Annotated in this window: 15 protein-coding genes and 1 pseudogene; 10 read left to right on the top strand and 6 right to left on the bottom strand. The window is 59.5% G+C overall.

The window, feature by feature from the left end:
- Nucleotides 1–22 precede the first annotated feature (22 nt).
- From NMG80_RS13390 to NMG80_RS13370, 5 genes are all read right to left on the bottom strand, one after another.
- Nucleotides 23–1,090: an ABC transporter ATP-binding protein gene (locus NMG80_RS13390; RefSeq protein ID WP_254018535.1), complete on the bottom strand. Its 1,068-nt coding sequence runs from the start codon at nt 1,088–1,090 to the stop codon at nt 23–25.
- Between the two features lie 8 nt (nt 1,091–1,098).
- Nucleotides 1,099–1,920 (bottom strand): carbohydrate ABC transporter permease, encoded by an 822-nt coding sequence (locus tag NMG80_RS13385; protein WP_254018534.1) that lies wholly within the window; start codon nt 1,918–1,920, stop codon nt 1,099–1,101.
- Between the two features lie 9 nt (nt 1,921–1,929).
- Nucleotides 1,930–2,754, bottom strand: a complete 825-nt coding sequence (locus NMG80_RS13380; RefSeq protein ID WP_436798609.1) for a carbohydrate ABC transporter permease — start codon at nt 2,752–2,754, stop codon at nt 1,930–1,932.
- A 133-nt stretch (nt 2,755–2,887) separates the two neighbouring features.
- A complete protein-coding gene (locus tag NMG80_RS13375; protein WP_254018532.1) occupies nt 2,888–4,195 on the bottom strand; it encodes an ABC transporter substrate-binding protein in 1,308 nt (435 codons plus the stop codon).
- 65 nt (nt 4,196–4,260) lie between these two features.
- Nucleotides 4,261–5,523 carry an ADP-dependent glucokinase/phosphofructokinase gene (locus NMG80_RS13370; RefSeq protein ID WP_254018531.1) on the bottom strand — a complete coding sequence of 421 codons (1,263 nt, stop codon included), beginning with the start codon at nt 5,521–5,523 and terminating at the stop codon, nt 4,261–4,263.
- Between the two features lie 456 nt (nt 5,524–5,979).
- Here NMG80_RS13370 and NMG80_RS13365 point away from each other — a divergent pair, with 456 nt between their 5' ends.
- The 8 genes from NMG80_RS13365 (at nt 5,980) to NMG80_RS13330 (ending at nt 13,636) form a co-directional block, all read left to right on the top strand.
- A complete protein-coding gene (locus NMG80_RS13365; protein WP_254018530.1) occupies nt 5,980–6,996 on the top strand; it encodes a hypothetical protein in 1,017 nt (338 codons plus the stop codon).
- Between the two features lie 128 nt (nt 6,997–7,124).
- A complete protein-coding gene (locus NMG80_RS13360) occupies nt 7,125–8,411 on the top strand; it encodes an ABC transporter substrate-binding protein (protein ID WP_254018529.1) in 1,287 nt (428 codons plus the stop codon).
- Between the two features lie 64 nt (nt 8,412–8,475).
- Nucleotides 8,476–9,414, top strand: coding sequence for a carbohydrate ABC transporter permease (locus NMG80_RS13355; protein WP_254018528.1), 939 nt, complete (start codon nt 8,476–8,478; stop codon nt 9,412–9,414).
- On the top strand, nt 9,414–10,247 hold the full coding sequence (locus tag NMG80_RS13350) for a carbohydrate ABC transporter permease (RefSeq protein WP_254018604.1): 834 nt from the start codon (nt 9,414–9,416) through the stop codon (nt 10,245–10,247). The genes NMG80_RS13355 and NMG80_RS13350 overlap by 1 nt, the downstream gene beginning before the upstream one ends.
- Before the next feature lie 4 nt (nt 10,248–10,251).
- On the top strand, nt 10,252–11,382 hold the full coding sequence (locus NMG80_RS13345; protein ID WP_254018527.1) for an ABC transporter ATP-binding protein: 1,131 nt from the start codon (nt 10,252–10,254) through the stop codon (nt 11,380–11,382).
- Between the two features lie 98 nt (nt 11,383–11,480).
- The gene (locus NMG80_RS13340; RefSeq protein WP_254018526.1) at nt 11,481–12,209 is read left to right on the top strand and encodes an SDR family oxidoreductase; all 729 of its coding nucleotides are present in this window, start codon (nt 11,481–11,483) and stop codon (nt 12,207–12,209) included.
- A gap of 808 nt (nt 12,210–13,017) precedes the next feature.
- Nucleotides 13,018–13,422 (top strand): hypothetical protein, encoded by a 405-nt coding sequence (locus tag NMG80_RS13335; protein ID WP_254018525.1) that lies wholly within the window; start codon nt 13,018–13,020, stop codon nt 13,420–13,422.
- Nucleotides 13,423–13,441: 19 nt separating this feature from the next.
- Nucleotides 13,442–13,636: a hypothetical protein gene (locus tag NMG80_RS13330; RefSeq protein ID WP_254018524.1), complete on the top strand. Its 195-nt coding sequence runs from the start codon at nt 13,442–13,444 to the stop codon at nt 13,634–13,636.
- Between the two features lie 33 nt (nt 13,637–13,669).
- Here NMG80_RS13330 and NMG80_RS13325 read toward each other — a convergent pair.
- Nucleotides 13,670–13,837 (bottom strand): annotated as a pseudogene (locus NMG80_RS13325) (recombinase family protein); the annotation flags it as partial.
- Between the two features lie 441 nt (nt 13,838–14,278).
- On the opposite strand from NMG80_RS13325, the gene NMG80_RS13320 reads away from it, so the two are divergent.
- Together NMG80_RS13320 and NMG80_RS13315 are read left to right on the top strand one after the other, a co-directional pair.
- Nucleotides 14,279–14,707 carry a putative toxin-antitoxin system toxin component, PIN family gene (locus NMG80_RS13320; protein ID WP_301943355.1) on the top strand — a complete coding sequence of 143 codons (429 nt, stop codon included), beginning with the start codon at nt 14,279–14,281 and terminating at the stop codon, nt 14,705–14,707.
- On the top strand, nt 14,704–14,955 hold the full coding sequence (locus tag NMG80_RS13315) for a toxin-antitoxin system HicB family antitoxin (RefSeq protein WP_254018522.1): 252 nt from the start codon (nt 14,704–14,706) through the stop codon (nt 14,953–14,955). The genes NMG80_RS13320 and NMG80_RS13315 overlap by 4 nt, the downstream gene beginning before the upstream one ends.
- Nucleotides 14,956–15,159: the final 204 nt, after the last annotated feature.

Here is a 15,159-nt window from a genome sequence, read left to right as displayed (position 1 = left end):
TTATCCTTTGGTACGCTGGTTTTCAGTTGAGGGCCTGGCCGTCGGGACCAAAGAGGTGGAGACGGGAAGGATCAAACGATATGGGGACGATGTCGCCAACCCGGGCTGGCTGCTGATCGCCGGTTTTGATGGTCAGGAGTTGGCCCTTGCCGATGTCGACATACACGAGCGTCTCGCCGCCGAGATGTTCGATAACGGAAACCTCTCCCCTGGCGGCGCCCCCTGCGCTGAGCAAGAGCGCCTCCGGCCGCAAGCCCAGCGTAATCCCGGCACCGTCCTTGAGGGACACGTCGCCAATAGGTAAGCGCTGGCCTCCATCCAGAAACGCGAAAGTCTGCCCATCTCTCCTGGAGACGGATGCGCCAACCAGATTCATCTTTGGGGAGCCGATGAAGCCGGCCACGAAAGTGTTGGCAGGCTTGTTGTAAAGATCGAGCGGACTTCCGACCTGCTCCACGATCCCCGCGCGCAGTACCAGGATGCGATCGGCCATGGTCATGGCTTCCACCTGGTCATGAGTCACATAGATCATGGTCGCGTTTAGGTCCCGATGGAGTTTCGCCAATTCGACGCGCATCTGTACCCTAAGTGCTGCATCCAGATTCGAAAGTGGCTCATCGAACAAGAAGACCTTTGGCTCGCGCACGATCGCGCGTCCGATGGCAACGCGCTGCCGTTGGCCGCCGGAAAGCTGCCCCGGCTTGCGGTCGAGCAATGCCTCTAGCTGCAGAATTTTTGCTGCTTGGCGAACCTTGAGGTCTCGCTCGGCCTTCGGTACGCCCGCCAGCATGAGAGCGAATCCCATATTCCCCGCGACCGTCATATGCGGATAGAGCGCGTAGCTTTGAAACACCATCGCAAGGCCGCGCGCGTCCGGCGATACATCGTTCATCCGGGCGCCGTCGATCAACAGATCGCCAACTGTAATCTCTTCAAGTCCGGCAATCATGCGCAGCAACGTTGATTTGCCGCAACCCGATGGACCCACAAACACCACGAACTCCCGATCCCGTACAGTGAGATCGACCCCTTTGATGACTTCGACAGCGCCATAGTTTTTACGGACGGACTTGAGTTCGACACCCGACATGACAACTCCTATTTGACAGCGCCAAATGTTAAGCCGCGCACCAATTGACGCTGCGTGACCCATCCGAAAATCAGTATGGGCGCGACCGAGGCAAGTGATGCTGCCGACAGCTTGGCCCAGAAATAGCCCTCGGGATTCGAGAAAGAGGCGATGGCGAGCGCCAGCGTGCCCGAGTCCACGGCCGTCACGTTGATGCACCAGAAAGACTCGTTCCACGACAGGATGATGCAAAGAAGTGCGGTCGATGAAATGCCCGGTGTGGCAAGCGGTACCAGAAGATACCGCAGTTGCTTGAGTGGGCCGGCACCATCCATGCGCCCCGCTTCGAGGATCTCGGCTGGCACTTCCTTGAAATATGAATAGAGCATCCACACGACGAGTGGCAGGTTGGACAGAAGGGTGATGGTTATCAGTGCGGTTCGGGTATCGAGCAAATCCAACCAAACCAGCATAAGGTACATTGGCACGAGAACGCCGACCGCGGGCATGAACTTGGTGGAGAGCATCCACAACATGATGCTGCGTGTCCGTTTGGTCGGATGGAACGCCATCACATAGGCTGCGGGTGCAGCGATCAGAATGCCCAGAAAGGTCGAGCCGAGGGCCACCAAGACGCTGTTCCAAGCGTGGCGCACATAGTCAACGCGCTGATTCATCTCAGCGAAGTTTTCGAGTGTCGGCGTGAAGACAAGGAGCGGAGGCGATGCATAGGCGTCCATCTCCGTCTTGAAGGCGGCCAGCGTCATCCAGAAGACTGGAAACGCCATAATGAAGGCTATGAGCCAGCCAAGCACCGTGCGGATGACTAGCGCGCGCTTATTCTTGACCATGGCGCCCGCCTAGAGCTGCCGCGCAATGGCGCGGACGAAAAAGAATGCAACGATGTTGGCGACGATGATGGCGAAGATACCTCCGGCGGACGCCACTCCGACGTCGTAACCGAGCAACCCACGGGAATAGATGTAGAAGGGAATGTTGGTGGTGATCACGCCTGGCCCACCGACCGTGGTCACCAGGATTTCTGCGTAGATTGCGAGGAAGAAGATCGTCTCGAGCATGACCACGACGGCGACCGGCCTGGCGAGGTGCGGCAAAGTGATGAAAATAAAGCTGGTAGTGGCACCTGCACCATCCATGCGGGCCGCCTCCAGCTGCTCGCGATCGAGCGATTGCATGGCCGTCAGCAGAATAAGCGTTGCGAACGGAATCCACTGCCATGAAATGATGATGATGATCGCAGTCATCGGGTGGTTGGTGAACCAGTCGATCGGCTGCATGCCGAAGCTCCTGCTGAGCCAGGCGAACAACCCATAGACGGGATGCATCAGCAGGTTCTTCCAGATCAGGGCGCTGACAGTCGGCATGACGAAGAAGGGCGCGATGACGAGGAGCCGCGCAATGCCTCGCCCGAAGAACGGACCATCATAGAGAACCGCAAGCAAGACGCCGGCGGTGACGGTCACCACGAGCGGCACCAGCACAAGAACCAGCGTGTTCCACACGACCCGCGGGAGATCCGGATCAGTGAGCAGGAAGTAGTAATTTTCCAGGCCCACGAAGGTGGCGGGGGGCGAGAGCAGATTGTAGCCCTGGAAGGAATACCACAGCGTCAATGCCAATGGGACGATCGCCCAGATCAACAGCAGGCCGACCGCTGGTGCCATGAGCGGCCACGCTCTGACTGTCCGAGTGGGTTTGAACCAGCTGCCGGTCGGTAACGACGACATTGCGGTTGCGTTTTCCATAGGAAATCCCTGGAGGTAACCGGGGCCGCAGACCGGCCCCGGTTGTCCGACTTCACTTGATGTAGCCGGCCTTCTTCATGGTGCGATCGGAATTGGCGGCGGCGGCATCAAGTGCCTCGTCCACCGACATCTTGCCCGTCAGTGCGGCGGCAACCTGCTGCGCCGTGAAATTGCCGATCGCTTGCATTTCCGGGATCGTGGCAAAAGTGATGCCGACATATGGTTTCTTGTTATGGGTGGTGTTGACCGGATCGGCCTCTTCGATGGCGACGAGAGTAGGCTTGGCGAAAGGCGCCGCCGTCTGGTAGTCGGCGCTCTCGTAAGTGGACTTGCGCGTGCCGGGGGGAACCGTCACCCACCCCTCCTCTTTTCCGATCATCTTGATGTAGTCTTTCGAAGTCGCCCACTCGACGAACTTCTTAGCCTCTCCGGAGTGTGTCGACGACGAAGGGATGCCGAGCGCCCAAGCCCATAGCCAGCCATTGCCCTTGTTCCAGGATTCGATCGGCGCCTGAGCGAAACCGACCTTGTCCGCGATCTGCGAACGCTTTGTGTCGTAGAGGAAGCCGGCAGCCACCGAAGCATCGATCCACATGGCGCATTTGCCACTCGACATCAGCGCAAGATTTTCGTTGAAGCCGTTGCCGACCATGCCGGGCGGGCCAAATTTGTTTCCGGCATCGACGTAGAACTTCACGGCTGACTTGAAGGCGTCGCTGTTGTAGCCAGAGGTCCAGTCCGGGTTGAACAGCTGCCCTCCCCATACATTGCCCATGAGGCCGACAATCGCCATGTTCTCGCCCCATCCTGGCTGTCCACGGATGCAGAGGCCGTAGAACCCGTTCGCCTTGTCATTCAGTTTTGCAGCGAAGTCGGCGATCTGCGTCCAGGTCGGCTTCTCGGGCATTGTGAGGCCGGCCTTCTTGAACAGATCGGTGCGGTAGAAGGTCAGCGTACTCTCGGCGTAAAAAGGCAGCGAATAGATCTTTCCATCGGAGGAGAGGCCGTCGCGCACGCTCGGCAAGACGTCGTCGATGTCGTAGCCATCCGGCATGTCATCCAATGGCACGAGCCATCCCGCTTTGCCCCAGATCGGCGTTTCGTACATACCGATCGTGATGATGTCGAACTGGCCTCCCTTCGTAGCGATGTCGGTGGTCACGCGTTGGCGCAGTACATTTTCTTCCAGCACCAGCCACTTGAGCTTGATGCCCGTCTCTTCTTCGAACTTTGACGAGTAATTCTGCATGACGATCATGTCGGGATTGTTGACCGTGGCGATGGTCAGAGTGGTTTCCGCCAAGGTCTGACTGGATATGAGCGCGGTCGCTGCGAACAGCAGTGATCTCAAGAGCTTCATGCTTCATTCCTCCACTTAATACGCCGATATCGGCACTCCCCGGACGTTTGTCCGATCACGACGGTTCAAAGGCTTGAACCTTGAAATCCATCAACGGGTGACGGAGCCTCGCGCCCAAGCACCAGTAGACAGCCAGCTGTGAAACTGTCGCCCAGGCCGAGAGTTGTCGTCGGCCGATCGAGATAGGGAGCGGGGCAGGCAACGAACGACCAGTCTCCCCTTTGTGAAAAGCTTGCAAACGGCATGTTCTCGAATCGCGCCGCCGGGTCGGTACGCACTTCGGACACCGGCGATCCAGCCGCGGCGCGCGCCGCTGCAATTGCGCACCCGGCCATGAGGGCATTCAACTCTTTGCCAGGATCACCTCGGGTTGCGGACGCCGCCCAGGTATCGGCATGCACGCACACCCGATCTAGCTGCAGCCGCTCGCCGAGCGCGAGCAGGGCGTCCATCGGCTGCTCCGCCGACGGGTCCATCGCAAGCAACTCGGAATGGCTCATGCCGATTGAAGTGACGGCGCCCCTCGACAGGTTAAGTACCGCCCGCATTGCATCGGGGGTGACGTAACCGGCGAGTTCGAGATGAATGGTCTTGAGGCCAGCGGATTTCCACGCGCGGCCCAAGTCAAAGACGGCCTTGCTCGCGCCTTCGACATTCTCCTCAGGCTCGTCGTTCAAGCCTGATAGAAGACCAGCGGCGGCGGTTGGGGCTAGTTTCTTCGAAACTTCCACGAAGTCGCGATCTTTTTGTATGCCGCGATCGTGAAAACGAACGATGATTCTGGAAGACCGTTTGGGGACCACATCTCCGACCGCGCTGCCTGCAGTATATTCGAAGATGAAAATCTCAGGCATACGCTGGCCAGTCGGCACAACGTCGGCCGCCCGCACTGCGACCCCGCCTTGCCCAATGAGGACATCTGAAGGAATCTGGCGCAGCATCTGCTCATAGCGATCCTCGAGGGCAATCAACGTCGGCGCGCCCAACCGGGACAATACCCAGGCGGCCTGGGGACCGGTGCCGCCAAGGGCATAACGAACGCCGAGTCTTTCGCGTAGCCACGCGGGCCCCTCGGGCCATTCCACCCTGACTTCCCCACCCACGCCGTTCGCGACCCGGCGCTTCATCATCGCGGCAAGTTCAACCGCTTGACGATTGATTTTCTCTTCAAGAAGCGGGCCAACGTCGCGCATGTCGATGCGCGCATCGATGCACGCGCTCATTCCGCAAAGGAAAACCCCAGCTCCCGAATCCGCATGCCTCCCGACGGGCAGGCCGGCCGACAGCGCCGCATATCGCGCGGCCCACCTCGCGGTCGGGACATTCATCACAGGGCTCCTCCACAGCCGAGCGACCGCGTCGCCAGCCGACAACTGCCATTTTCTATCAATGTCTGCCAATGTCAACGAAAATTTGACCTGATCCTCTCTTTATCGGTCATTTCAGGTATAATTTTGCGCATTGCGGCATCAGTTTGTGCGCCGCAACACCCGATTCGTTCATATTGAGTTGCGTCACACAGCTCCGTCACGACTTAATAATGGCAGACTCCCGAAGGACCCGGACGCCAGCAGATACTATATAATCGTTTGATTTTATTGATTATTTTATTTTGGTATCGCAAATGGCGTGTGCGCCAAACGCACCGGGCTGCGCACTTTCGAGCACTAAAAGAAAGATATTGACAGATTATGGAATATCCTCTTAATGGCTTTGACGACAAAGCGCCGTAGGCATTCACTGTCTTGCAGCTGGACACCAGCTACTGTTGAGGAAAATGAACGATGGTGACGAGACTCGACCGGAAACTGGCAAACATCAGGGCAGGACGTTACACCCGCTCGGATTTCGTGATCGCCGACGCGAAGGACAGCGACGTTGGCGCAGGTGTGACGGCGACGGGTTTCGACTGGACCGCAAAACCTGCTCGACGCCGCAGTCGCCAGCAGTTCATCACGCAGATCGAAGAAATCATCAAGCAGGACATCGTCGACATCATGTTGGTGTCCCAATCGAACCTGGAACTGCTGGATGGGCGCGGTGCATTCGTCGGCAGCGACGTGAAGCCCGCGATCCGCGGCAATCTGGAAACAATGTGCTGGGGCGCCGTGCGCCACGGCGTCTATACCCAGAAGCCGTCGGTGCCCTTCCGCGACACCAATCTTTCGCGTGCCATTGCCAACTACCCGACGCGCGGTACGGACCTTGCCCTCTATTCGGTTTCCTTCAGCAACGATGTCGAACTCGACATCCGCACGTTGAATGCCTTCGCCGAGTTCCGCGCCGAGGCGGCCCGGACCAACTTCAAATATTTCTATGAAGTCTTCAATCCGAGCGTGGATATTGGTCTCGACCGCGAGCAGATCGGCGAATTCGTCAACGACCACATCATCAAGTCGTTGGCGAGCGTGCCACAGGCCGAACGTCCGCTTTTCCTGAAGACGCCCTATAACGGGCCGAAAGCGCTGGAGGAACTTGTCAATTTCGACTCCGAGCTGATCGTCGGCGTGCTCGGCGGTGGCGCCGGCACCACCCGCGACACGTTCGAGCTCGTCGCTCAATCAGAGCGCTACGGCGCTCGCCTGGCGCTCTTCGGCCGCAAGATCAACCTCGCCGAGGCGCCGCTTCACCTCATCGTTCTGATGCGGGCAGTTGCCGACGGTACGATCGGCCCGGAGGAAGCGGTGCGCGCCTATCATGGAGACCTGCAGAAGCTCGGGCTGACGCCGAACCGCCCGCTCGCAGACGACCGGGTGATCACGGAGGACGTGTTGACGGTCGCGGCCGCCAAGGCCGCCTGAGGCCGGAACTGATGAGCGGCGGAAGCAATCCGCTGCTCCGTTAGGAACGTGACCCTCCATTGGGTCACAGCGCCCGCGAGTAGGAGGCTCGAGGCGCGCATTACGTGGGAGAAAAAGGGAGGAATATGATGAGGAAGCTGCTGTTTCTTGCGACGATGATCCTCGTCGCTGCTCTTTCTGCTGCTTCGGCCAACGCCGAGCAGAAAGAGGTGACCGTCTGGTCCTGGTTCGTCCAGAGTACGATGGAAAAGTCGATCGCTGCCTTCGAGAAGGCGCATCCGGACGTCAAGGTCAAATATACCTATTACAACTACTCGCCCGAATACATCACCGCCCTGAAGGCAGCGGCGGCGTCCGGGAGCCTGCCTGACGTGATCGGCCTGCAGCCGGGCTCGCTCACCCAACAATATCGCGAAAATCTTGAAGCGGTGAACGACCGCGCCGCCAAGCAGTGGGGCGACAACTGGGCGGAAAAGATCTTCCCGGTCAACCGCAAGCAGATGCTGATGGGCAATCCGAAGGGCGACGAAAATTATTATATCATCCCCCAGGAATCCCAGGTCCTGTGCATTTGGTACAACCGCAAGATCTTCGAAAAGCTCAATCTTTCGGCCCCAAAGACCTATGACGAGTTGAAGGCGGCGGCCAAGGCACTGACGGACAACGGCTATATCCCGATGTTCCAGGGCGCGGCCGACGGCTGGCAGAACGAGAACGTTTTCCTCATGCTCGCCAACCAGTTCTCGCCAGGCATCGTCGACAAGGCCCAGGCCGGTGAAACGCCATGGACGGCGCCAGAACTCGTCGCGGCCATGAAGGCCTGGAAGGGTCTCTTCGACGACGGCATCTTCCAGCAGGGAGCGCTGGGGGCGCATGCCTATCCCACGGGCGCTCAGCTCTTTGCACAGGGCAAGGTCGGCATGATGGCGCTCGGCTCCTGGTGGATGCAGGAAAGCAAGTTCCCTCCCCCACTGTCGGAGTTTGTCCAGAACATGGACGGCTTCGACTTCTTCTATCTGCCCCCGGTCAAGGACGGCAATCCCGCGAGCCCGCCCGTCGGCGGCATCGACATCGGCTACGGCCTGACCAAGAACGGCGGCAAGAACCCCGAAGCCTGGACCTTCCTTGCCGAACTCACCAGCGGCGTTGGCCTGCAGGAGGCGTTGAACGACCTCAACGACCTTCCGGCATTCGAGGGCTATTCGCCGAAGGGTGACATCACCGATCACGTAAAGGAGTTGTCTGCCCGCTTCATGGCAGATCTGCCCAAGGCGGAAAACCAGCGCTTTGCCTCGCCGGCAGTCGCCGAGGCGCTCGACAATGCGCTTGCCGGCGTCGCAGCCGGCAGCATCGAGCCGGAAGCAGCACTCGCCACCGTTCAGGTGGCGACCGAGAAGGCACTTGCTGTAAAGTAGACCGAGACGAACGACCGGGCGCAGAGGCGCGCCCGGTTCCTTTCAGTCTGAACTGGCGAGCATCATGAGCACAGAAGCCATGCGAGCCGGATCCGCCATCGCGGCGGTCAAACGGCGATCGGCATCCAGAGCTTCGAGGCTCTATCTTTTCGTTCTTCCGGCGACGCTTCTCTTTGTCGTCTTCATCGCCTATCCGATTCTCTGGGTTGCCGGGCAGAGCCTCTATGTCGGCACAAGCGCCGGAGCGGTCTTTGCCGGGCTCGCCAACTACACGACGGTTCTCGGCGATCCGACCTTTTGGACCGTGGTGCGCAACATGTTTCTGTGGGGCGTCTTCACCATACCGGTGCAGATGCTGATTGGAGGGGTGCTCGCCTATTTCATCGAGCGTCATACCCATGCCCTTCGCGGCTTCTTTCGCACCATGTTCTTCCTGCCGGTGGTGACCTCGGTTTCGGTCATCAGCCTGGTGTGGGTGCAAATTTACGCACCCTACTATGGCATTGCCCAGGAGTATCTGAAGCATGTCGGCATCGTCATGGCGACATCGCCGATCGGCGACCCGAAGAGCGCGATCTATGCGCTTATCATCGTCAACATCTGGCAATGGACCGGCTTCTCGATGCTCATGTACATCGCCGGCATTGCCAACCTGCCCACCGAAGTGCTCGACGCCGCCCGCATCGACGGCGCCAAGGGCTGGCGACTTGCCGTGCATGTCATCGTGCCGATGCTGGCACCTGCAACGAAATCCCTGCTGCTTCTGGGCGTTATCGGCACGTTGCAGACCTTCCCCATCGTGCACCTGATGACCGGCGGTGGCCCAAACCGGGCCAGCGAAGTCTTCGGCACCTTCATCTTCAAGCAGAGCTTCGTGCTGGGCGACACCGGCAGCGGGGCCGCACTCTCCGTTATCGTGCTGGTCATCGCACTCGCCCTCTCGCTGATCCAGATCGCAGTGCTGGGTGCCCGTCTGACGCCGGCGGGAAGGCAGCGCCCGTGATGATGCCGGCCGCCCGTATCAAGATCCGCAGCATGGTCATCCATGCCGTTCTCTTCATCGTGCTCGGCTTCTGGATGATCCCGCAGATCTACATGCTGTCGATCGGGCTGCGCACCCCGGCACAGGCCTTCGACGCCAAGCTCTTCACCTGGCCGGTGACCTTCGACAATTTCATCATCGTGATTCGCGACAATCCGCTGGGGGCCATCTTTCTGAACAGCCTGATCATCACCGTTGCCACAGTTGTGATCGTGGTCGCAGTGTCCTCGCTCTTTGCCTTCGCCTGCGCGATCCTGAGGCTGAAGGGCTCGATCTTCCTCTACACGACGCTGCTGACGACCTTGATGGTTCCGCTCGCCTCCATGGTCCTGCCGCTCGCAATCCTCCTCCAGAACTTCGGCTGGGTGAACACCTATATCGGCCTCATCCTGCCCTATGCGGCGCTCGGTGTGCCGTTTGCCATGGTCATCCTCAAGTCGTTCATGGAGGATGCCCCGCATGAACTCTTTGAGGCGGCGCGGGTAGACGGCTGCAACGCATGGCAGACCTATTGGCACGTGGCCTTGCCGCTTGTGCGACCGGCCCTGGTCTTCGTCACGATCTGGCAGTTCATCGTGACGTGGAACGAGTTCTTCCTTGCTCTCATCGTCCTCACCAAAAGCGAGATGAAGACGCTCACCATCGTACCGATGCAATATTCCGGCCTCTACATGGCCAACCCCGGTGCCCTCTTCGCAATCCTGACGCTGATCGCGCTTCCCCTCATCCTCCTCTATGTGCTGGTGCAGCGCGCCTTCGTGCGTGGCCTGCTCGCCGGTGCGGTAAAAGGCTAGATCCATGGCGACGCTTACGATCGACAAAATCACCAAGGCCTTCGGCAACACCACGGTCATTCCGGAACTGTCGCTGACAATCGAGGACGGCGAGTTCTGCGTGCTGGTCGGGCCGTCGGGCTGCGGCAAGTCCACGCTGCTTCGGATCATCGCCGGGCTGGAACCGATCAGCTCCGGTCGCATCCTGGTCGATGGCGTCGACATGAGCGGTGCCGAGCCACCGGAAAGAGGCGTGGCCATGGTGTTCCAGTCCTATGCGCTCTATCCGCATATGGATGTCGGCCGCAACATCGGCTTCGGCCTGAAGATCGCACGGACACCTGCCGCCGAGATCGTCGAACGCGTCGGGCGTGCTGCCGATAAATTGCGGCTCGGCTCCTACCTGAAACGCAAGCCGCGAGAACTTTCCGGCGGGCAGCGCCAGCGCGTCGCCATCGGCCGCGCCATGACGCGCAAGCCGAAACTCTTCCTGCTCGACGAGCCACTCTCCAATCTCGATGCGGCGCTGCGTGTCGGCATGCGCGTGGAGATCGCGCGGCTGAAGTCTGAACTGGCATCCACCATGGTCTACGTCACGCATGACCAGGTGGAAGCCATGACACTTGCCGACCGCATCGTGGTGATGAATGGTGGGCGCATCGAACAGGTCGGCACACCGCTCGAGCTTTATCACCGGCCAGCCAACCTGTTCGTTGCCGGTTTCATCGGTTCGCCGGCGATGAATTTCCTGAATGGCAAGGTGGTTGCCGTTCACGGCTTGGTCGCGACCGTGGCTCTTTCCTGGGGGCCGACGCTGGTCATTCCGATCGAGCGGCATGTCGAGCCTGGCGAAATCGTTACGCTGGGCATTCGACCGGAACACGTTGAGCTTGCGGGCGAAGGACAGGCCAATGCCCATGTCGTGCAGGCTTCGATGGTCGAACTCCTCGGCAGCGACACCTTCATATATGCCAATGAACGCGAAGAAAGCCTGGTCATTCGCGACAGCCGCGGCCGGATCGTACGGGCGGGCGACCGCATCGCGATCTCGCTGCCGGCCCGCGTCTGCCATCTCTTCAACGGTGATGGCGACAGAATTTCCGATGCCCCCGCGGCATATGCGGAGCCCGTCCCACTCAAGGAACGAATCAACTGATCACGATGAACGGTCCGGCAGCCGATGGGCTTCGAAGACCAAGCGTCGGGTTTGCCGCGACACAAGCTTAAAACTTAGAACAGGGACAAGAGGAAATCATGACGGATTTTCAGGGCAAAAAGATCTTGGTAACGGGCGGCAGCGGCGGCATCGGTGGCGCTACCGTGCGGCACCTGGTGCGGGCGAACGCCGACGTTATCGCTGCCGGACGCTCCCGCGAAGCGCTCGATGCCATCGCCAAAGAGACGGGTTGCCGCACCGTGACCTTCGACCTTGCCTCGGAAGACGAGATCCGAAATGCCCTGGGTGGCCTCGACCTCTGGGGGGTGGTCAATTGCGGCGGTTTCGGCGGTGAGATCGCAACGCCGATGGATACCGACATCGCCATTTTCGACAAGGTCATCACCATCAATGCGCGTGGCGCGCTGTTGGTCACCAAATATGCAACGCAGCAAATGGTCCGCATCGGCAAGGGCGGTGCGATCGTCAACGTCTCCAGCCAGGCAGCGCTCGTCGCGCTCGAGGGGCACATTTCCTACGGCTCCTCGAAGGCAGCGCTCGAAAACATCACGCGCTGTTCGGCTTTGGAGCTGGGCAAATACGGAATCCGCGTCAACAGTGTCAATCCAACCGTGGTCATGACACCAATCTCATCCGGCCACTGGAGCCAGCCGCATATCGCCGAACCCTTCCTGAAGCAGATGCCGCTCGGCAGGTGGGCAACAGAGGACGAAATCGCTGGCCCGATCGTGTTCCTGCTCAGCGATGCGGCCTCGATGATCACCGGCATTTCGCTCCCCATAGATGGCGGCTATAGCTGCCGATGAGACCTATGGCAGGCCCTCTCCTCGACATCGAGAGTGAGTTATTCAAGATCGTGGGAACCGATTTCCTATCCACCTGCTCTTGGAGGAGGCCCACCGCTATATCGGTGCCACGCCATCGCGCTACGCGGTCGACTCCACCAAGGGATTTGAACGGATAGCCAAAGAGGGGCGTAAGTATGGGATATTCATTGTACTCGCCTCGCAGCGACCTAGCGAATTGTCCAAGACGGTCCTTAGTCAGTGCTCCAATTTCGTGGTGCACCGCATTCAAAACCCGGACGATCTCTCTCGCAGATTCGCCAGATGGCTCCATTTATATCTGATGCAGTTCTTAAACGCCTTCCATCGCAACCCAAGCAGCACGCGACCACGTAGCGACGGAACAAAAATTGTGGACCTTTGGTTTCACGAGGTAGGAAGGAGAATATTCGTCTGTCGTATTTAGGTGATGGAATAAGCAAATAAAAGGCGCGATCGATCATACCAACTATTCTCGAAGCGTATAAAATTTTGGATCGTGCAGACTGTGGGCGTCCTTCACGCCATCGCGCCAATACCACCGCAATCCATTTTGAACATCACTACAGTTTCGGTCGCGCCTCCAAGCGCCACCTGCAGGTGGCGGAGGAGTTGTGTGGCCTCATGAGGGTTGAACGAATGCTTCGGGCCAAGTTTGCATGCCAGCTCCGCCGACTGAACCAAGTCCGGAGATTCATATCGACGCTTGGATTGGACGCTCGCGCCAGCCGGAACCATCTGCCACGACGAGCGGTTTACCCATCGAAGGGACTGCACTGGATGCAGGATAATGGAATTTTTGGATATGGAACTGGCGAGAGCCCGACAGCGGCTCAACCGAGCGGAGCTCTCCCTTAAACGTGCGAATGAAATGCTGGATGAAGACCGCGGCGTCGGCATCAATATCGCGCTGTGCAGCAGGATACGGGCTGCGCAACGGCGCGTGGTGGAGGCCAGATCGCGGTTGACGAAGATCGATCCCACCGGCGCTGACGGAGTTCGCACGGGTTTGAACCATCCGGGTCGTGAGCGCCTTCCGATCCGCCGCTGCCCCATGTTGTCACGGGTAGCGCCTCCGACCGTGCAGCAATATGTGAGGGCCGGCCTCTCATTCGTCACGGCCCTCCGGCCAGCTCTTTGCGAGCGTAAGGTCGGAGAGCGGAACGAAAGGCGGGTTCGCGAATTCGATCGCTAGACATTTGGAATTGTCGCCCATGAGGCTCGCGACCCTCCACCTTGAAACTGCGAGATACGGCGATGTATATCGCGCCGGCAGGCTCGCGCGACTGACGCGGCAAATGATCCGGCACATCAAGCGCACTGACACCTCGGCTCAAAAAGTCGAGCAGGCGCTGGCTAGGTTGGCCGAAGCAAACGCGCCCATGGACCGGCTCACGCTGCATCAGTAAGGCCGCCACGCATCGGCGAGAAGCGCTGGAGTCTGGTCGAAGGATGACGCTTGCACCGGATACGGCCGCGTCGGCATAGGTCCCAACGACAGTCCACTTCTCCCTGGCCGCGAGCTCTCGGCAAGGCCGTAGCTGATCCTCGATAGAGGCTTCGCGCTGGTTGTCGGATGAGTAACGAGCATACATCGCGGCACGGGTCATGAACCGCTCCTCTTCCTCTCTTTGCTAATGTCCGCCGCCGTCCCCACCCTCCCCTCCTGACGGTTTTTTCTCAGGAGGATGAACTTTGTTGTCGTTGGCCGCCTGCAATTCCTCGAAACGCTCCCGAGCAACCCGCCGACCCAACAAACGGGCGATCGACAGGACGGCTCGTTCAGCCATGTCTCGTGCCGACATGTCAGCCCTGTAATCGTGGCTTGCGCTTTTCCCAGGTTTGGCCTCGTCCACCATGGCATGCCCGCTCTTCTGTGTAGATCGAGGGCATTGAGCGGCGTGCATGATCAGCAAGACAAGTTCAGTTGGCGCGCTGTCGTAGTGTGGCGTGCAAATACTTGAGCAGTGCGATTTGGAATTCCGCAGCCAGGCAAATTACCAAAAGCTCTGCCCCCTTGCAATATTGCACGCGATATCCAATATGCCTGCATGAGGCTGCTTTTCGATACGGCGACCATGGTGGCTGCGATCCGAAGTGATGCTGGCGCCTCGCGCCAACTGTTGGTGGCGGCTTTGGAACGCCGGCTGACGCTCATCGCTTCGGTGACGCTGATGATCGAGTACCAGGCGGTCATGACAAGGCCCGAGCACCCTGAGGCTTCCGCCCTGTCGGCCGAGGATGTGAACGCGTTGCTAGATGCCGTGGCGGCCGTCGCCGAGCCGGTTCGCCTTCTCTTTCTCTGGCGGCCCGCCGTTCGAGACCTGGACGACGACATGGTGCTGGAAGCTGCGGTAAACGGACTGGCGGATGCTATAGTGACGTTCAACCTACGCGACTTCGGCAAGGTGGCCGAGCGCTTCGGTATCATGGTCCTGTCGCCTGGTGAGGCGCTGAGACGATTGGAGAGAAAGACATGAGGAGAAGCAATTTCGCACTGCGGCTTCAGCTCTCGCTTCTCGATGAGGCGCGCAAGGTAGCGGAGAGCGAGGGCGTGCCGCTCAACCAGTTTATTAACGTGGCAGTCGCTGAGAAGCTTTCGGCCCTGCGCACGGAGAGCTACTTTCATGAACGCGCTGCCCGTGCCGACATCCCCAAGGCGCTGGACATCCTGAATCGGGCCGGCAAAGGGAAGGCGCCAATCAAGGGCGACCAACTGCCAGACTAACGCACCCTGAAGGGGGTGGAACAATAGCGCTCGTACCGGAATGCGTTCGAAGCGTCCGCCTAGGCGAAAACTGCCGGTCAAGACTGGTGCGGCACGCGCCATCGCGAAGCCGCTCTGGCCTTGAGGGGTTGGCTTCGGTCCGACACCGCGTTTCGCCGCGAATGGCTGCACTTCGCCGATTGCATTCTGGCCGGTGCGACGCCG

The organism is Mesorhizobium escarrei, assembly GCF_935825525.1.
Lineage (GTDB): Bacteria > Pseudomonadota > Alphaproteobacteria > Rhizobiales > Rhizobiaceae > Mesorhizobium > Mesorhizobium escarrei.
The sequence above is the reverse complement of the archived record's forward strand: the minus strand, read 5'-3'. Positions and strand labels throughout refer to the sequence as shown.